Consider the following 17,355-nt stretch of genomic DNA (forward strand, 5'->3'; position numbering starts at 1 on the left):
AGGCGGGCCTGCGTTCGCACGCCGACCCGCCTCGGATTGCGAGAGACCTCTCTAGTCGCGCATGCTCCCGGTGGACTCGGCGAGTTCCTCGACAGTGGCGACGCGAAGGCTTCGTCCGCGCGTCTCCGGTCCGAGGACCGTGGCGACCGCGCCGACGACGCACGCCGCGATGATGAAGGCCGCGACCATCCAAGACGATCCCCCGGCGGCCGCGACGAGAGCCACTGCGATGAGCGGGGTGAAGCCGCCGGAGACCGCACCGGCGACCTCACGACTGAATGCGAGACCGGTGAAGCGCGCGCGACTCGTGAACAGTTCGGAGAAGTACGCACCCTGGGGCCCGAACATCGCGCCGACTCCGAGGCTCAGGCTCGCCGTCACCGCGATCGCCACCCCGATCGTCGTCTGCGTTCCGTCGATGATGAGGAAGTAGGGGTAGGCGAACACCGCCGAGAAGATGATTCCGGCGAGCACGACGGGCTTTCGTCCGATGCGGTCCGACAGTGCGCCGAACAGGGGGAGGGTCACCATCGTGACCGCGGTCCCCACGGTCACGGCGATCGGCCCCACGCTGTTGGCGAGCATCAAAGTGCTCGTGAGGTACGCGGCGATGAAGGTCAGGTTGATGTACGCGATGACGTTCTGCGGTGTCTGCGTGCCGATGAGCACGAGCATGCTCCGCCATTCCTTCGTGAACACCTCGCGCAGCGGGGCGACCGGAGCCTTGTCCTGTTCGACAGCCTGCTGGAACGCCGGGGTCTCCGAGAGACGGAGCCGGATGACCAGTGCGACGGCGACGACGACGATGCTCGCAGCGAACGGGATCCGCCACCCCCAGGTCAGGAAGTCCTCCTCCGGGAGAGACGAGACCAGCGCGAAGGCGCCGGAGGCGAGCAGCAGCCCGAGGTAGACGCCGACGGCGGGCCAGGACCCCTGCAGGCCCCGACGTTTCGGATCGGCGTGCTCGACGGAGAAGATCGCCGCGCCGCCGAACTCGGCACCGGCTCCGATGCCCTGCACGAGGCGCAGGAGGATCAGCAACGCGGGAGCCCACAGCCCGATCTGCGCATAGGTGGGCATGAAAGCCATCAGCACTGTCGAGATGCCCATGATCATCAGGGTCAGCACCAGGACGTACTTGCGTCCGAAATGATCACCCAGTCGCCCGAAGATGAGTCCGCCGAGCGGGCGGATGATGTAGCCGAGCCCGAACGCGGCGAAGGCGGCCATGGTGCCGACCAGGGGGTCTTCGTTGACGAAGATGATGCGGTTGAACACCAGCGCCGCGGCCGTGCCGTACAGGTAGAAGTCGTACCACTCGAGCGCTGACCCGACCAGCGCGGCAGCGGCGACTCCCCGGGATCCGGTCGGTTTCCTGCCGGATCGCACCGGCTGCTGCGCGGGACTGCGGGTGGGTGATGACATCATCGTCCTTTCATGACGGCGAGCGCCGCCTGCTCATCGGTGAGCGCGGGTAGTGCGGATCTGCGGTGTGGGGTGCGTTCAGGCGACGGTGCGGTCGTCGAGCGCGTCCAGATTCCAGTCGATGCCGAGGCCGGGCGTCATCGGCGCGAGGGCGTGCCCGTCTTCGATCACGATCTCGCTGTCGGTCACGGCCCGCAACTGCGGGATGTGCTCGACGAAGCGGCCGTTGGGGATCGCCGCGGCAAGGCTCACATGCAGCTCCATGAGGAAGTGCGGGCTCACCTGCACGTTGAAGGCCTCCGCGAGATGGGCGACCTTGAGCCAGGGGGTGATGCCGCCGATGCGCGCGACGTCGACCTGCACGATCCCTGCCGCACCTCGCTCGAGGTACTCGCGGAAGTGTCCGAGGGAGTACATCGATTCACCGACGGCGATGGGGATGCTGGTCGACTGGGCGAGCCGCACGTGGCCGGTCACATCGTCGGCAGGGAGCGGCTCCTCGAACCAGCTGAGGTCGAACGGCTCGAACGCGTGGGCACGGCGGATGGCCTCGGCCGATGTCAAGCTCTGGTTGGCATCGACCATGATCTCGACGTCCCGGCCGACGGCCTCGCGCACGGCGGCGATGCGACTCACGTCCTCGCCGATGCTGGGCTTGCCGACCTTGATCTTCACGCCCTTCCACCCCCTGGCCGATGAAGCGCGGGCTTCGTCGACGAGTTCGTCCACCGAGACGTGGAGCCACCCACCTTCGGTGTCGTAGAGCGGCACGGCGCGACGGTGCCCACCGGCGATCATCCACAGCGGCTGAACTGCGCGCTGCGCACGCAGATCCCAGAGGGCGGTGTCGACGGCCGCCAGCGCGAGCGCGGTGATGACGCCGATCGAGGTGGCGCGCGTGGAGTCGTAGAGGCGCCGCCACAGGTGTTCGACGAGGCGCGAGTCCTCACCGACGAGAGTGGCCAGCAGGTGTTCGTTGAGCATCGAGAGCGTCGCGCGGCCACCGGTGCCGATCGTGTAGGAGTACCCCCGGCCGGTGAGTCCGTCTGCGGTCTCGACCGTGACGATGATGGTCTCCTGCTTGAGGAAGGACTGCATGGCATCGGTGCGGACCTTCTCCACCTCGATGTCGACCAGTCGGGCGGTTGCAGCGGTGATGCGGGTCACGGTTTCTCTTCCTCGAGTGCTCATAAATCAAATTCAATTTGATTCTGCGACCGTACCCCGCTCCTCGATTCGATGTCAACCGCGCCCCTCGGATGCCACGGGCGACCGGCATCCCCCGCACTAGGATTGCGGGCATGGCGCCAGCAGACGACGAGCGGGATCCCGAGGATCCGACGCTTGCCGAGAACGTCTACGAAGGACTCGTGTCCCTCATCCTCAGCAACGAGCTTCCCGCAGACGCCCGGGTGAACATCAATGCCCTCGGCAAGCGACTCGATGTGTCTCCGACGCCCATCCGGGAAGCATTGACGCGACTCGAGGATGCCGGCCTGGTGCGCAAGACGCACCTCAAGGGCTACCGCACCACGCCGGTGCTCACCGCACGCGAACTGGCCGACCTCTATGATCTCCGCCAGCTGCTCGAGCCCGTGTCCGCGCGCCGGGCCGCTGAACGCGCGACCGATGCGGAGCGTGAGGCTCTGGCGGCCGAGCTTCACCGATACGCGGACGCCCCCCGGTCGGCAGATCTGACGGACTACGCCAGATTCAGTGAGCACGACGCGCTGCTGCATCAGCTGATCGCGAGAGCGTCGGGAAACATCGCGGTCGCCAGAGCGCTCGAGCGCACCCATTTCCATCTCCATGCCTTCCGACTCGCCTACGACGTGGAGACGGGAGAGGCCACTCTCGAGGAACACGTGCGGATCGTGGAGACGATCCTCTCGGGCGACGGCGCCGGAGCCGAAGCCGCCATGGCCGAGCACCTGCGCACCGCACAGGAGCGGCTGGCCACACGTACCCGCGGGTAGGCGATCGCGGGCCAACCGATATTTCACGGCCCCATCCGGGTGCATTTCCGTCGCATGCGTGATGGACTCATGGTTTCGGGCATGGGCGCCCGCCCGCTTCCCGGCCGGCCCGAAGCGAGGGATGGATCATGGACTCCGAGATCACCGCCCGACACTTCGAGGGGATCGAGTTCGTCGACACCCGCATCGACCACAACGAGACGGGCTTCGATGCGATCCCTCGCGCGATGGCGGCGGCGTACGGAACACCCGCCGGCGCATCGCTGCCACTGGACCCCCAGCTCGGCGAACTCGTCCGGCTCCTCGTGGCCGTGAACAGCCGGTGCGCGTACTGCACGATCCTCCACGCGCAGGAGGCTCGGCGCCTCGACATCCCGTCGGTGAAGGTCGACGTCATCTCGGCCTGGCGCGAATCCTCGCAGTTCACCGACGCCGAGACGGCGGCTTTCGCGTACACGGAGGCGCTCTCCGGCCTGCGTCAGGGAGACATCCAGCCCGCACACGACGAGCTTCGCCGGCACTTCGACAATGCCGCCATCGAGGCCCTCACGATGGTGATCATCAACATGGATGTCTGGACCCGGCTGTTCCTCGCGCGGGGCCACACACCGCGGAGCACCGTCTGAACCACTCCGCCTGCCACGCAGGATCCCATCCACCGACAGGAGCAAGATCATGGCCGTGATATCCCGAGGTTTCGGTGCTCGACGCAGGGAGAGCAAGCCGGAACTCCCGCCGGGGCAGTACCTCACCGAGGACTTCCCCGTACTGTCCGCGGGGCCGACACCGAACATCCACATGTCGGAGTGGAGCTTCGGCATCCGCAACGAGGTCGGCGAGGTCGTCTCCTGGACGTGGGACCAGCTGCACGAGCTGCCCATCGAAGACGTGCACACCGACATCCACTGCGTGACGCGATGGTCGAAGCTCGGCACTTCCTGGCGCGGGGTTTCTCTCGACACGCTCTTCGAGGGGATCGACACCGCCGCCTCCTTCGCGATGGCGCATTCCTACGGCGGATACACCACGAACGTCGCACTCGATGACCTTCTCGGCGGACAGTCGTGGGTCGCTTTCGAGTTCGAAGGCGAGCCTCTCGACCCGGAGCACGGCGGCCCCGCCCGCCTGATCGTGCCGCACCTGTACTTCTGGAAGAGCGCGAAGTGGCTCAGGGCGCTCACTCTGATGGAGGAGGATGCCCCGGGATTCTGGGAGCAGAACGGCTACAACATGCACGGCGATCCGTGGACGGAGGAACGCTATTGGTGACGGTAGGCGGCTGGCGTGAGGCGCGGGTGACGGGCGCGCACGCCGAGACGGATTCGGCTCGCACGATCCGGCTCAGCGTGCCGGGCTGGCCGGGGAGCGACCCGGGACAGCACGTCGATGTCCGGCTCACCGCCGAAGACGGCTACCAGGCGGTCCGCTCCTACTCGCTCGCCTCCTTCGGCGACAGCGAGACGATCGAACTCGCGGTCGACGAGATCCCCGACGGCGAGGTCTCCCCCTACCTGGTGCGGGACATCCGTGTCGGCGACGAGCTCGAGGTGAAGGGCCCACTGGGAAGATTCTTCGTGTGGCGCCCGGAGACTCCCGGTCCCGTGCAGCTCATCGCCGGCGGTTCCGGCATCGTGCCGCTGATGTCGATAGTGCGGGCGGCTCAGTCCACCGGCGCGACCGACTCGGTGAGGTTGCTCTACTCGGTGCGCGCTCCGGACGAGGCCCTCTATCGCAGCGAGCTCGACGCGGCACCCGCAGGTGCGGCAGCGGATGTGCGATGGGTATTCACCCGCTCCGCTCCCGCCGGATGGGCGGGAACCGTCGGACGCGTCACTGAAGACGTGCTCCGGGACGCCACCTGGCCGCCGGAACGCGCTCCCCTGGTCTTCGTGTGCGGGCCCACCGGGTTCGTGGAACATGTGGCCGACCTGCTGGTCGGTCTCGGGCATGCGCCGGAACGTGTGCGCACCGAACGATTCGGAGGAAAGTGATGGATGCTGCCGCCCCCGCTCAGATCGTCGACGGAAACGCGATCGCGGGCATGCTCTGGGACCTCTTCGGCGCCGACGTCACCGCACTGGTCGGCACCTGCGGTGGATGCGGCTCGCTCGCGGCGTTCGCCGAGGCCGTGGTCGAGCTGGATCGCCACGCCGCCATCGTGCGGTGCCGCACCTGCACCCGCACCCTCTTCACCGTGCTGCAGTCCCCCGACGGCACGTCGATGCGCGTCGGGCTGCTGCACGCGGTCGGCTCCTCCGGCTAGCGCCCCGGGTCATCCCCGTTCCCGATCACGGAGCCCGTCATCGATCTCCTTACGAGGACGGCGCATCCAGCTTCTTCGCCAGCTGGTGGTCGGCGTAGGGCGAGTCGGAGAAGGGGACGACTGGTACATATCCGAGTCGCTGGTAGAGCCGATGCGCCTCGGCGAGGTCACTGCGAACGGTCAGCCGGAGAGTGTGCAGACCACGCTCGGCGCTCATCGATTCGAGCTCGTGGATCAGCGAGCGGCCGACACCGCGCCCGCGCGCGACGGGATCGATGTACACCCGGGTGATCTCCCCCGCTCCCGGTCCGACGAATCGAACGCCTCCGCAGCCGACCGCCTGGGCGCCGTCTCGAACCACGAGGAGGAATCCCGCGTCATCCCGGAGATCGTCGCTGGGGTCGCGGAGCATCTCCTGCTCGACCTCCGTCGGGGTGGCGGGCCTGCCCCAGTACCGACCGATGACTTCCGCGAAGAAGGACTCCAGGATCGCTCGACCATCCGGTGAGCGCGGGTCTTCGAGCGTGATCGTGCGCGGTTCATGCATCACATCAGCTAAGCAGGCACCCACGGGGCGCAGCTACTTCGAAGGCGCTCAGCTGAGCTGAACGGCGAGGTCGATGAACAGCGCAGCCGACCAACCGAAGGCCGTCGTCGCACGCTCGGCCTTGAATCCGGTGCGGGGGTTGAAGTACTCGTGCGGTCCCCCGCCGTGGATCACGAGCGCAACGGTCTGCTCTCGCAGCTCCCGCGCACGCTCGGCATACCCCGAGGCCTCGAGCCCCTCGGCGACGAGCATGCTCGTGTTGACCCATACCGGCCCGCGCCACATCCGCTCCTCCGAGAAGTCGGGATCGGATGCCGCGACCGTGGGCAGCCCCCACGGCAGGGCGAAGCGCTCCGGATCGTCGACGGCCGCGCGCAACGCCCCGGCGATCGGTTCGGGCAGCGTGCCGGTGAGCAGCGGCATCAGCCCGACGACCGTGTCGCTGAGCTGCTGCTCCCCGCCGCCGTACGCGAGGAACCGTGCCCGCTCGGGATCCCACATGCGCAGCAGCCGCTTCTGCGTGGTCGCTGCCCGCTCGCGGAGCCGCGTCGCGTCGGCATCCGGCTCGTAGGTCTCCAGCAATGACGCGAGCTCGAGGTCCTGCCGCACGAGGTAGGCCCCCAGGTCAGGAGCCGCGGTCGGGAGCGGACCGTCGAAGATCGGGCTGTCGTCGAGGCCGGAGGAGTACGGATGCCCGTACTCCGGCATCCCGTCGTGGTCGAGGTCGCTCCCGGCGAACCACCAGTCCTGCGAACGGACGATGCGGGCCAGCTGCACGCGCGCGTAGTCGGGCGCGTCCTCGACCTCGAGCACCTTGCGCAGCGCCCACGCGGCGAGCGGCGGCTTGGTCAACGGCACCGGCACGGTCGGATCGGCGATCTGCGATCCGGCTCTGCGCAGGTTCGCACGGTCGCTCTCCGGCAGGTCATCGCTGGTCGCGAGCACCCCGAGCTCATGCACGACATCGGGCAGCTGCCCGTCGTGCTGCGGGAACCGGAAGGCGATGTCGAGTTGCTCGCGAGCGAGCTCCGGGTCGCCGTGCCGCAGCCCTACGGCGATGAAGTACGCGTCCCACTGCCACAGCCCCACGTACCCGATCTTCGACGGCACGATCGCCCTGGCATCGCCGAGCGACGGCAGCTCGACGATGTTCGCACCCAGCACCCACCAGCAGAACGCGGTCATCTCCTGCAGGTCGTCTCGCACGATCGGGCACTTCGCGAACCACTCGGCCCAGATCCGCTCGGTCGCGGCGAGCGCTGCGGCATGATCGCCGGGTTCGGCCTCGACAGCGCGGTCGGCGGCGATGCAGAGGCGGATGCCGTCGCTCAGCGGATGCTCCTCCTCGCTCCCGTCCGGACGCCTCAGCCGCACCCGCAGCCCTGGTTCGCCGCCGAGGCTCAACGTCGACGGGTCGGCGAACGTCAGCGTCGCCGCGCCCCCTCCGAACATCACCTGCGCCGGAAGCACATCCGTCACCGGAAGCACTTCGCCCGCGGCATCCACCACGGTCAGTAGATCCAGCACCCGGCACTCCGACAGCCGCCGCTCATACTCCGAGGTGTGCACGCGCACGCCGTCGCCCTCCCGGAACACGATCACCCGCGAGCGCGGCAGCGTGAAGGGCGCGGAAACCAGATCGAGGTGTCGCCCGGCGAGGGCCGCGGCATCCGTCATCATCGTCCTCCGAGCCCTGACGCGGCCATGCTGTTGAGGATCTTGCGCTGACCGATCACGAACACGATCAGCATCGGCACGGTCGCGATCGCAGAAGCCGCCATCACGAGCCCATAGTTGATCGAGCCCTGCTGACCCTCGAAGGCGTTCAGCAGCAGCGGCACCGTGAACAGGTCGGGCGAGTTCAGCAGCACGAGCGGGAACAGGAAGGCGTTCCACACGTCGAGGGCCACGATGATGCTGAGCGCGGCAAGGCCGGGCTTCAGGTTCGGGAGCACGACGCTCCAGAAGATGCGCAAGCGGCCGGCGCCGTCGACGATCGCCGCCTCTTCGAGCTCACGCGGCAACGCCAGCACGAACTGCCGCATCAGGAACACCGCGAACGGGTTCGCCATGATGCCCGGCACGATCAGCGCGAGATGCGAGTCCACCCACCCGAGGTTCGACATCAGCAGGTAGAACGGGATGAGCGTCACCTGCTTCGGGATCATCTGGGTCGCGAGGAACACGATGAAGAGCACTTTGCTGCCGCGGAACCGGATGCGCGCGAACGCGTAGCCGGCCATCGATGCCGTGAGCAGGGTGCCCGCCACCACGAGGATCGCGATGTAGGCGCTGTTCAGGTACGCCTGGCCGAAGGGCACGGCGTTCCAGGCCTGGGTGTAGTTGTCGAAGGTCCAGGGGTCCGGGAGGAACTGGAGCGGGTTCTTCAGCAGCTGCGGCAGCGTCTTGAACGAGGTCAGCAGCATCCAGATGAACGGGAACACCATGCCGATCCCGGCGATGATGAGCACGACGTGCAGCACGGTCGAGCCGACGCGTCGGCGCGCGCGGTCGACGGCGGGGCCACCTCGACCACGCGAACGGTAGCCGGGCGCGGTGATCGCGATGGTGGAGTCGGTCGCCGGGGCGGGACCGGTCAGCGGGGGCGTCTGGATGCTCATGCGGGGTCATCCTCGTAGTGGACGAACTTCTTCTGCGCGCCGAACTGCACCGCGGTGATGACGAGGGTGAGCACCAGCAGGATGATGCTGGCGGCACTCGACGGACCGAACTCGAAGCGCCCGAAGCCCAGATCGAAGATGTGATAGACGATCGTGCGGGTCGCGTTGTCGGGCCCCGCATCCTGCACGAGCACGTAGACCGTGTCGAAGGTCTGCAGGGAAGAGATGAAGGCGACCACCGATGAGAAGAACACGATCGGCGAGAGCAGCGGCAGGCGGATGCTGGTGAACAGCCGCCAGGGGCCGGCACCGTCGATCCGCGCGGCCTCGATCACCGAGGGCGAGATGTTCTGCAGCCCGGCGAGGAAGATCACGACGTTGAGGCCCATCGACGACCAGATCGTGACGATGCAGACGGCGAGGAGCGCGAGCTTCGGGTCCTGCAGCCAGTCGGGAGGGGTGACCCCGAAGACCTTCGAGATCGTCGTGGACAGCAGGCCGTCGGAGCGGAACATCTGCTGCCAGATCATCGCCACCGCGACCGTGGAGGTCACGACGGGGGCGAAGAACAGGATCAGGTAGAGCGTGCGCGTCTTGAGCTTCTCGAGCGCGACGGCGACGATCACCGAGAGGCCCAGGCCGATCGGGACCGTTACGATCGCGATGATGAGCGTGTTGATGATCGCACGGCCGAGGAGCGGATCGGTCAGCTGGTCGGCGAAGTTGGCGAAGCCCACCCAGGTGAGGTCGGTCAGGCCGTCCCAGTCCGCGAACGCCAGCACCAGGCTCGCGGCGAACGGCAACACGACGAACAGCCCCATGCCGATCATCTGCGGGCCGACGAAGACGTACCCCCACAGTCGGTCGCGGCGGCGCCACAGCGCCTCCTTCCGCAGGGGCGGGGCGGATGCCGCAGGGGTGACCTGCGGCATCCGCCCGTTCTCGGTGAGAGTGCTCACGCCTACTTCTCCGACCGTTCCTTGACCACGTCGGCGATGGTGTCGAGCGTCGCCTGTGCGTCGGTCTTGCCCTGGTAGAGCTTCAGGAACTCGTCGGCGATCGCGGTCGGCAGACCGGGCACCCGCGCCTCGGCGGGGTAGTCCTCGAAGCCGATGTCGCGCATGTCGAGGAAGGTCTGTGCGTGCGCGGGGTAGTCGCCTTCGAGCACGACGTCGTCGGCACCCTTGATCGACGGGACCGCGTTGCCACCGCCCTGGAGGCGGAACGTCTGGCCCTCGGCCGAGAGGAACTCGGTCCAGAACGTGAACGCCGCGTCTTTCACCTTGGTCTTGCCGTTGATGGCGAGGAAGCTGGTCGCCACCCCTGTGGGCGCGGCCTCACCGTCAGGAGTCGGCCACTGCACGATGTCGTAGCTGTCCTGCTCGCCGGTCGCATCGACCGTACCGATCGTGTACCGACCCTGCACGAAGAAGCCGGCCTTGTGCGTGACGAAGACGCTGTCGGCGCCGGCGCCGTCCGGAAGAGAATCCGCGACGACGAAGGTGCCGTCCTCGAACAGGTCACCGAGCTGCTGCACAGACTCGACGGTTGCGGCATCCTTGTTCGCGACGAACGCGCCGGAGTCGTCGTACGGAGCGTCGAGGCCCTGTGACGAGAGCCAGCTCCAGTGCGTGGCCCAGTAGTTCCAGTACATGGTCCCGGTGAGGCCCGCCTCGTGGAGCTTCTTGTTCATCTCGAGGAACTTGTCGGTCGTCCACTCGCCGTTCTCGGCCAGGGTCGCCGGGTCCTCGGTGATGCCGGCCGCGGCGAGCGCCTGCTTGTCGTACCAGAACACGTCGGGGTTGGAGTCGTTCGGAGCGGCGTACACCTCGCCGTCGTTCTCGGCCGCGCCGAAGAGCCCGGGGAAGAAGTCATCCTTCTTCGTCTTGCTGTCCTTCGAGTCCATCAGGTCGCTCAGCGGCATCAGTCGCTTCGAGTCGACGAACTGGCCGATCTTGTCATCACCGACGTAGAACACGTCGGGAGCGGTGTTGCTGGTGAGCTGCGCGAGCAGCTTGGAGTGGTAGTCGCCGTAGTCGGCCACCGGCTGGAGCTTGACCTTGATGTCGGGGTGGCGCTTCATGAAGTCCTTGTTGAACTCCTCGTAGCGGGTGAGCTCGTCGGCCGTGCCCCAGGTGGACCAGACGACGGTCGCGTTGCCGTCGGCGTCGACGCCACCGCCGCCGCCTCCACCCCCACCGCTGCACGCGGCGAGTCCGAGTGCCAGAGCGCCGGCGACGCCCAGGGCCAGATACCGCGTCACGTTCGCACGTGCCATCTCGCTACCTCTTTCATCATTGGAAGATCAGGTCGGGATCACCCCTTCGGGCGTACTGGTATTCTGTATACAGAACGCAATCCTGTCAAGGAATCCCGATGCGGACCAGGCCATCGAGACCATCCCGTGACGTGAGAGTCGGACCAGGGCGCAGACTGTCTTCATGACCGATTCCGACCCGCACCTGCTCGGACCAGGGCTCCTGCCGACACCGTTCACCGCCGACGAGATCCGTGACGCCACCGGAGCCGGGAGGCTGATCCGGCTCCTCCTGGAGGGACCGGACGGCCCGATGGGCGAACACGTCAACCGCTTCAGCGACACCGATGAAGAGGGCGCGACCCTCGCGCGGTGGGCGGCCGAAGACCCGAGTGCCGTCGTCTCGAACCGCGTTACCTGGGCCGAGTTGCAGGGCCACGCGGCGTTCGACGCCGACACGACGAGTGTGTCGACCGTGCGCCTGTCGACACCGCTCGGCGAACTCACCTGCCGCAGGTACGACACCGACGACGGCGTCTTCTGGTTCTCGATCGACCATCCGGGCATGCCGGTGCAATACGAGTCCGACGGCCTGCGGACGACCGTGCTGAGCATCGAAAGGGACTGACCCCGCATCCGGGGCGGGCGGAGAACTCCGCGTCCGGCGGACAACCGGACCACATCCTTCCTCCCTTCGGGGACATCTCCGCCCCGCAACGCCCGAACGTCTGCGCCTCGGCGTAGGGTCGCAACATGAGCAGCACAGCATCCGAAACACGTCATGGAGTGGTCCCCTCCTATCTGCTCGCACGCCTGGCCGAGTCGGGTCGTTTCCCGAAGGCCGCCGCCGCCGCACGGCAGACGCTGACGGCCGGGCGCCCGCCGTTCCGCGCCCGCATCGACCTTTCGATCGACGAGAACGGCGACCTCGTGGCACAGTTGTCGGATGCTCCGAACCGCACGATCAGCGACGCCGGCAACACGCAGCAGCTGCCCGGCGCCGTCGTGCGCGGCGAAGACGATGCCCCGGTCGAAGACACCGCGGTGAACGAGGCCTTCGACGGACTCGGCGCCACGTTCGAGATGCTGCTGGCCGCGTTCGAGCGCAACTCCCTCGACGATGCCGGCGCACCGCTGGATGCGACCGTGCACTACGGCGTCGACTACGACAACGCGTTCTGGGACGGCGAGCGCATGGTGTTCGGCGACGGCGACGGCGAGGTTTTCCAGCACTTCACCGGCTCGCTCACGGTCATCGGGCACGAGCTCGCCCACGGCGTGGTGCAGCACACCGCGAACCTCGAGTACCAGGGGCAGCCCGGCGCCCTGAACGAGTCGATCGCCGATGTGTTCGGCGCCCTCACCGAGCAGTACGCCCTCGGGCAGAGTGCCGATCAGGCGACGTGGCTCATCGGCGCCGAGATCTTCACCGACGCCGTCGAGGGCGCCGCGCTGCGCTCGATGATCGCGCCGGGCACCGCCTACGACGATGACGAGCTCGGCAAAGACCCGCAGCCCGACCACATGAGCGGCTTCGTACGCACGACCGAAGACAACGGCGGCGTGCACATCAACTCCGGCATCCCCAACCGCGCGTTCGCCCTGTTCGCCATCGACCTCGGCGGCAAAGCCTGGGAGCGCGCGGGAACCGTCTGGTACCGCGCCCTCACCGGCGGCCTGTCGAGCACCGCGACGTTCACGCAGTTCGCCGACGCCACTGTCGCCGCGGCCACCGCGATCGATGCCGCCACAGCCGCAGCGGCTCGACGGGCGTGGACGACCGTGGGAGTCTATGAAGATGAGCGAGTCCCCTCCACCGACTGACGCGCAGGTCGTGATCGCGGTGGTGCGCACAGGCGGCATCGCCGGCATCCGCCGTCAGTGGCAGGTCGAGGCGGAATCTGACGACGCCGCAGTGGAATGGATCGACCTGATCGACCGGTGCCCGTGGGACCAGGAGACGGATGCCGGCGTCGGCGCCGACCGGTTCGTCTGGAGCATCAGAGCACGCACGCCATCGGAGCGCCGAGAGCGCGAGCTGCCGGACTCCGCGCTCGATGGCCCCTGGCTCACCCTCGTCGAAGCTGTGCGCGCGGCATCGGTCTGACGCCATCAGGCGACGTACGCTCTCAGGTGAAGTTGCGGGCGACACCGGCGCGAAGGGGGATCATGCTGACATCCGACGAAGCAGAAAGACTGCTCGGCGCGGCGCGCGAAGCGCACACCCGAGGCGACCCGCTGCTTCACCTGCATGTCGAGGTCAGTCGCCTCATCGGAGCCCCTTCGTCGTGGGGTTCGGCCGCGAACGACTACCTCCAGAACGAGAGCATCGGGTACTTCCTCGGCCAAGTCGAGCGGGTCGGTTGGCGGCTCGAGCACACGGGGTACGCCTTCGTCGAGTCAGGAGCCACGACCTCAGAGCGGGTGCTGAGCACGGGCGCCGGCGTTGTGAATCACGGAGCCGTTTCGGGATACTTCACCTTCCGCCGCGCGGCCTCGGCCTGAGCGGTACGCCTCGACCGACGGCATCCGATCAATCGCGTGTGAATCCGGCCCGGCCGCTCGCACACGGGTTCACAATGGACCCATGGGACTGTTCCAGCAGAAGTCTGAAGAAGAAGAGAACCAGTGGGTGCTGCCCTCTGAGCCGCTCGAGCGCCCTGAGGCAGAGGTGCTCGACACCGCGCCCGTCGTCGATCCGCTGTCGATCGGCCTCGGCGCGGAGACCAGCGGCGACCTGAGCTCGATCCTGTTCCCGGTCGCGCCTCCCGTCCCCGAGGCCGCCTCGGCCGGCAACGGCGAACCCGAGAACGACGAACCCGTCGACGACTGACCGATCTCAGCAACTCACGGCGGCTGGGCCGCAGGCCGCTCACCGTTACGGTTGAGGGATGACGATCACCGCCGCCGCAGACGGCTCCGCCCTGGGCAACCCCGGCCCCAACGGCTGGGCCTGGTACATCGACGACGACAACTGGGCGGCCGGCGGTTCCCCGCACGGCACGAACAACCAGGGCGAGCTGCGGGCCGTTCTGGAACTGCTGCTCGCGACGACCGGCATCGACGAGAAGCTGATGATCGAGTGCGACAGTCGCTACGTGATCGACTCCGTGACGAAGTGGATGCCGGGGTGGAAGCGCAAAGGCTGGCGCAAGTCCGACGGCGGGCCCGTGCTCAACCGTGACCTGTTGGAAGGCATCGACGAGGCGATCCGCGGCCGGGACGTCGAGTTCTCCTGGGTCAAGGGACACGCGGGGCACCCTCTGAACGAGGCCGCCGACGAGCGCGCCAACGCCGCGGCCAAGGCTTACCAGGCGAAGCAGGAGCCGCGTCGAGGCCCCGGCTTCACCCTCGCGACGGGTGCCGGAGCCGCGGTCGCCGCGTCGGCACCGGTCGCCGCATCAGCTTCTACGCCGACGGTCGCTGCCGCAGCGCCCACTCCCTCCCCCGCCACGTCGACCTCGGTCGCGGAGCCGCTGTGGGCCGAGGCATCCGACCTCCTCGACGGTCTGGATGCACCGGAGGACGACCCGATCGAGCTGCGCATCCCGCTGTCGTCCGACGAGCACGCCCGGCTGCGCGATCGCGCGGAGGCTCAGGGGGTCTCGCTCGAAGAGGCCCTCCGCCGCCTGATCTGAGCCCGACGACCGCGGCGTACACTCGCACCATGTCGACTCCCGCCCGCACCATCGGCCGCATCTTCCTCGGCGCCTCCCTCGTCTTCGCGGGCGTCTCCCACCTCACGGTGGCGCGCGAGGAGTTCCAGGCGCAGGTTCCCGACTCGCTGCCGCTGGACCCTGACACCACGGTGCTCGCCTCCGGCGTGGCCGAGGTCGCACTCGGATCCGCACTGCTGCTGGCACGACGCCGTCGGCGTACTGTCGGCACGATCGCCGCTCTGTTCTTCGTCGCCGTGTTCCCCGGCAACGTGGCGCAGTGGATGCACCACCGCGACGGCTTCGGTCTCGACACGGACATGAAGCGCTTCGTGCGACTGTTCTTCCAGCCCGTGCTCGTCGCACTGGCGCTGTGGTCGACCCGCGAACCCCGACGCTGACGCATGCCCTCTGAGGCACGACGGGCCCTCCGAGCTGAGGTCCGTAGACTCGGCTGATGACGGAATGGGCGGTGACGCAGCGGTGAAGGCCCGCACCGTCTTCGGTCTGCTCCGCCTCGGCGCGGCCGCCGTCTGCCTGGTGGCGCTCATCCATCGGCTCGCCTGGGGCCTCGCGTCGAACACCATCGCGAGCCAGAACTTCTTCGCGTATCTGACCAACCAGTCGAACATCGCCTTCGTCGTGCTGCTGACCGTCGCCGGCATCATCGCGCTGCGCCGGGTGCGGGATCCTCGCTGGCTCACCGTGGCCCTGGCACTCGTGCTGACCTGGACGATCACCGCCGGACTCGTGTTCGCGATCCTGGTCTGGCAGGCCGGGATCCGCGGCATCCGCATCGATGTGCCCTGGTCAGATCAGGTGCTGCACTTCTGGCTTCCCGCCGTGACCGTGGCGGCGTGGGCCCTCGCGCCCGGTCACCGCTCGGTGCCCTGGCGGGTCATCCCGGTGACGCTCGCGTACCCCGTGATCTGGGGCATCGCCACGATGATCCGCGGTCCCTTGATCGGCTGGTACCCGTACTACTTCCTCGACCCGCGGCAGGTGAGCGGCCCGATCGAGTTCCTCGCCTCCTCCGCCGTCGCTCTCGGCACGTTCGCCGCCGTCGCCACTGCCCTGGTGCTCATCAGCCGGATGCCGCTGCCGCGGCGGCTGCGCACGGAGGGCGAAGACGCGTCCGATACGGCGTCACCGGAGCAGGCGACGGTGGGCGAACGGGTCGCTCAGACGTAGAGAGCGAGGGAGGCGAGGGCCGTTTCGATGGCCTTGTCCTCATCGAGCTTCGCGAACTCGGCGGCCGCCGCCCCTCCCACGATGCCGACGAGCACGTTCTCGCCGGTTGCGGGGCGCAGGTTGATCCACGTCGGGATCGCCACGTCGGCACCGACCGCGTGCCAGATCGCCTCCTCGTTCTCCCAGAACGGCTCGTCCCAGCGGAGCCAGACGGTCTCGATCGCGCCCATGCCGAGTGCCGAGACGGCTCCGCGATTGGAGAACGGCAGGGGCGGGTCGAACTCGATGCTGCGGTCCTGGAGAACGCCGAGCGGCACCGTGACGATGACACGGTCGAATGACAGGGCCTCACCGGTGCCGAGGCGCACGCTCACCCCGGAGTCGTCGTACGCGAGGCGGGCGACCGGAGAGTTGAGCCCCACCTTGACGCCATCGAGCGCCTGCTCGATGAACGGCGCGAGGTCTTCCGTCGCAGCCTTCGGGTCGCCCGTGGGCAGCGGCGGCGCGAACCAGCTCGACAGCTCGTCGGCTCCGGCGCCGGTGCGGGCGGCGAGGATCGCGAGCAGTGCAGCCGTCGCGGGATCGGCGGGGTCGATGCCGGCGGCGGCCAGGGCGTCGGTCACCGAGGAGTCTTCCGGGGCGGCCTGTGCCGTCGTGATCGCTGCATCGAAGGGCTGGGGGTCGACCGGGTCGAGGTCTCCGTCGGGTCCGCGCCAGAGTTCACCGGCCAGTTCGACGATGCCGACCTCTCCGCGGCTCATCCGGTCGAGCACCTCGGCGTCATCCGCGCCGAAGAGCCAGGCGCCGAGCTGCACCGGCACGGGCCACGAGTCGTCGACGCGGGAGTACACCCGTCCGCCGACGCGGTCCCTGGCCTCGAACACCGTCACCTCCAGCCCGCCCGCAGCCAGCAGCGCGGCAGCGGTGGCGCCGGCGAGCCCTGCACCCACGACCGCGACGCGCTCGCCCGAGGTCGCCGGGATCAGGAGTTCTTCGGCCGCGCGCGCAGCCGAGCTGATCGCACCGCGCACCGTGCCGGGGGCATCTTCATCGGTCGCCTCGCCCGCGAAGAACAGGCGTCCGTCGACGGGCTTCCCCAGCGCGAGGCGGGTGCCGGCGAGCACACCGACGGGGGTGAAGCTGGCCGCGCCGAGGGCGTACGGATCGGTGGTCCAGGTGCTGCGGATGCTGCCTGCTGCGGCCGGGACACCGGGCGGAGGCTCGGGCTCACGCGTGCGAGTGGGCGTCGGCGTGGGGGCCGGTTCCGGGGTGCAGGAGGCGAGAAGCACCGAAGCGACACCGGCTCCGGCGCCGAGGAGCAGAGTGCGGCGCGTGATCCTCATCGTGTCGCCACTTTATCCCGAGCGGCCGGGTTCTGCCTCGGCGCGCGGTGTGGTGCCGCGTCGCGCGCGTTCACAA

Annotated in this window: 21 protein-coding genes; 13 read left to right on the forward strand and 8 right to left on the reverse strand. The window is 68.3% G+C overall.

Going from position 1 to position 17,355, the window contains the following annotated elements:
* Window positions 1-51: 51 nt before the first annotated feature.
* Together ACIQTX_RS19050 and ACIQTX_RS19055 are read right to left on the reverse strand one after the other, a co-directional pair.
* Window positions 52-1,425 (reverse strand): MFS transporter, encoded by a 1,374-nt coding sequence (locus ACIQTX_RS19050; protein WP_402975300.1) that lies wholly within the window; start codon window positions 1,423-1,425, stop codon window positions 52-54.
* 78 nt (window positions 1,426-1,503) lie between these two features.
* Complete coding sequence (locus ACIQTX_RS19055; protein ID WP_402975303.1) at window positions 1,504-2,592, reverse strand: mandelate racemase/muconate lactonizing enzyme family protein; 1,089 nt, start codon at window positions 2,590-2,592, stop codon at window positions 1,504-1,506.
* 134 nt (window positions 2,593-2,726) lie between these two features.
* Here ACIQTX_RS19055 and ACIQTX_RS19060 point away from each other — a divergent pair, with 134 nt between their 5' ends.
* From ACIQTX_RS19060 to ACIQTX_RS19080, 5 genes are all read left to right on the forward strand, one after another.
* Window positions 2,727-3,401, forward strand: coding sequence for a GntR family transcriptional regulator (locus ACIQTX_RS19060; protein ID WP_402975306.1), 675 nt, complete (start codon window positions 2,727-2,729; stop codon window positions 3,399-3,401).
* 128 nt (window positions 3,402-3,529) lie between these two features.
* Window positions 3,530-4,027 carry a carboxymuconolactone decarboxylase family protein gene (locus ACIQTX_RS19065; RefSeq protein WP_402975309.1) on the forward strand — a complete coding sequence of 166 codons (498 nt, stop codon included), beginning with the start codon at window positions 3,530-3,532 and terminating at the stop codon, window positions 4,025-4,027.
* Between the two features lie 49 nt (window positions 4,028-4,076).
* Window positions 4,077-4,670 (forward strand): sulfite oxidase-like oxidoreductase, encoded by a 594-nt coding sequence (locus tag ACIQTX_RS19070; protein WP_402975311.1) that lies wholly within the window; start codon window positions 4,077-4,079, stop codon window positions 4,668-4,670.
* A complete protein-coding gene (locus ACIQTX_RS19075) occupies window positions 4,667-5,392 on the forward strand; it encodes a ferredoxin reductase (protein ID WP_402975314.1) in 726 nt (241 codons plus the stop codon). The genes ACIQTX_RS19070 and ACIQTX_RS19075 overlap by 4 nt, the downstream gene beginning before the upstream one ends.
* Window positions 5,392-5,664 (forward strand): DUF6510 family protein, encoded by a 273-nt coding sequence (locus ACIQTX_RS19080; protein WP_402975316.1) that lies wholly within the window; start codon window positions 5,392-5,394, stop codon window positions 5,662-5,664. The genes ACIQTX_RS19075 and ACIQTX_RS19080 overlap by 1 nt, the downstream gene beginning before the upstream one ends.
* Before the next feature lie 49 nt (window positions 5,665-5,713).
* Here ACIQTX_RS19080 and ACIQTX_RS19085 read toward each other — a convergent pair whose 3' ends face one another.
* The 5 genes from ACIQTX_RS19085 to ACIQTX_RS19105 are packed head-to-tail and all read right to left on the reverse strand — an operon-like array spanning window position 5,714 to window position 11,110.
* On the reverse strand, window positions 5,714-6,211 hold the full coding sequence (locus ACIQTX_RS19085) for a GNAT family N-acetyltransferase (RefSeq protein ID WP_402975319.1): 498 nt from the start codon (window positions 6,209-6,211) through the stop codon (window positions 5,714-5,716).
* A 48-nt stretch (window positions 6,212-6,259) separates the two neighbouring features.
* Window positions 6,260-7,891, reverse strand: a complete 1,632-nt coding sequence (locus ACIQTX_RS19090) for an amylo-alpha-1,6-glucosidase (RefSeq protein WP_402975322.1) — start codon at window positions 7,889-7,891, stop codon at window positions 6,260-6,262.
* Window positions 7,888-8,832 carry a carbohydrate ABC transporter permease gene (locus ACIQTX_RS19095; protein ID WP_402975325.1) on the reverse strand — a complete coding sequence of 315 codons (945 nt, stop codon included), beginning with the start codon at window positions 8,830-8,832 and terminating at the stop codon, window positions 7,888-7,890. The genes ACIQTX_RS19090 and ACIQTX_RS19095 overlap by 4 nt, the downstream gene beginning before the upstream one ends.
* A complete protein-coding gene (locus ACIQTX_RS19100) occupies window positions 8,829-9,791 on the reverse strand; it encodes a carbohydrate ABC transporter permease (RefSeq protein WP_402975328.1) in 963 nt (320 codons plus the stop codon). Before ACIQTX_RS19100 ends, ACIQTX_RS19095 begins: the two co-directional genes overlap by 4 nt.
* 2 nt (window positions 9,792-9,793) lie before the next feature.
* Window positions 9,794-11,110 carry an ABC transporter substrate-binding protein gene (locus tag ACIQTX_RS19105; protein WP_402975331.1) on the reverse strand — a complete coding sequence of 439 codons (1,317 nt, stop codon included), beginning with the start codon at window positions 11,108-11,110 and terminating at the stop codon, window positions 9,794-9,796.
* Between the two features lie 163 nt (window positions 11,111-11,273).
* Here ACIQTX_RS19105 and ACIQTX_RS19110 point away from each other — a divergent pair, with 163 nt between their 5' ends.
* The 8 genes from ACIQTX_RS19110 to ACIQTX_RS19145 all read left to right on the forward strand — a co-directional run bounded on the left by ACIQTX_RS19110 (window position 11,274) and on the right by ACIQTX_RS19145 (window position 15,936).
* Window positions 11,274-11,717, forward strand: a complete 444-nt coding sequence (locus ACIQTX_RS19110) for a hypothetical protein (RefSeq protein WP_402975334.1) — start codon at window positions 11,274-11,276, stop codon at window positions 11,715-11,717.
* 125 nt (window positions 11,718-11,842) lie between these two features.
* Window positions 11,843-12,913, forward strand: coding sequence for a M4 family metallopeptidase (locus ACIQTX_RS19115; protein WP_402975337.1), 1,071 nt, complete (start codon window positions 11,843-11,845; stop codon window positions 12,911-12,913).
* Entirely contained in the window at window positions 12,888-13,196 is a 309-nt protein-coding gene (locus ACIQTX_RS19120) for a protealysin inhibitor emfourin (protein ID WP_402975340.1), read from the forward strand. Before ACIQTX_RS19115 ends, ACIQTX_RS19120 begins: the two co-directional genes overlap by 26 nt.
* Before the next feature lie 62 nt (window positions 13,197-13,258).
* Complete coding sequence (locus tag ACIQTX_RS19125) at window positions 13,259-13,594, forward strand: hypothetical protein (RefSeq protein ID WP_028502985.1); 336 nt, start codon at window positions 13,259-13,261, stop codon at window positions 13,592-13,594.
* An 82-nt stretch (window positions 13,595-13,676) separates the two neighbouring features.
* Window positions 13,677-13,922 (forward strand): hypothetical protein, encoded by a 246-nt coding sequence (locus ACIQTX_RS19130; RefSeq protein ID WP_402975343.1) that lies wholly within the window; start codon window positions 13,677-13,679, stop codon window positions 13,920-13,922.
* A 58-nt stretch (window positions 13,923-13,980) separates the two neighbouring features.
* Complete coding sequence (locus ACIQTX_RS19135; protein ID WP_402975346.1) at window positions 13,981-14,727, forward strand: ribonuclease H; 747 nt, start codon at window positions 13,981-13,983, stop codon at window positions 14,725-14,727.
* A 29-nt stretch (window positions 14,728-14,756) separates the two neighbouring features.
* Window positions 14,757-15,146, forward strand: coding sequence for a MauE/DoxX family redox-associated membrane protein (locus ACIQTX_RS19140; RefSeq protein WP_402975349.1), 390 nt, complete (start codon window positions 14,757-14,759; stop codon window positions 15,144-15,146).
* Window positions 15,147-15,210: 64 nt separating this feature from the next.
* Window positions 15,211-15,936, forward strand: a complete 726-nt coding sequence (locus tag ACIQTX_RS19145) for a Pr6Pr family membrane protein (RefSeq protein WP_402975352.1) — start codon at window positions 15,211-15,213, stop codon at window positions 15,934-15,936.
* On the opposite strand, the gene ACIQTX_RS19150 is transcribed toward ACIQTX_RS19145, so the two are convergent.
* Window positions 15,927-17,279, reverse strand: coding sequence for an FAD-dependent oxidoreductase (locus ACIQTX_RS19150; protein WP_028502980.1), 1,353 nt, complete (start codon window positions 17,277-17,279; stop codon window positions 15,927-15,929). The genes ACIQTX_RS19145 and ACIQTX_RS19150 overlap by 10 nt on opposite strands.
* Between the last annotated feature and the right edge of the window lie 76 nt (window positions 17,280-17,355).

It is taken from the genome of Microbacterium sp. NPDC090281, assembly GCF_044769635.1.
GTDB lineage: Bacteria > Actinomycetota > Actinomycetes > Actinomycetales > Microbacteriaceae > Microbacterium.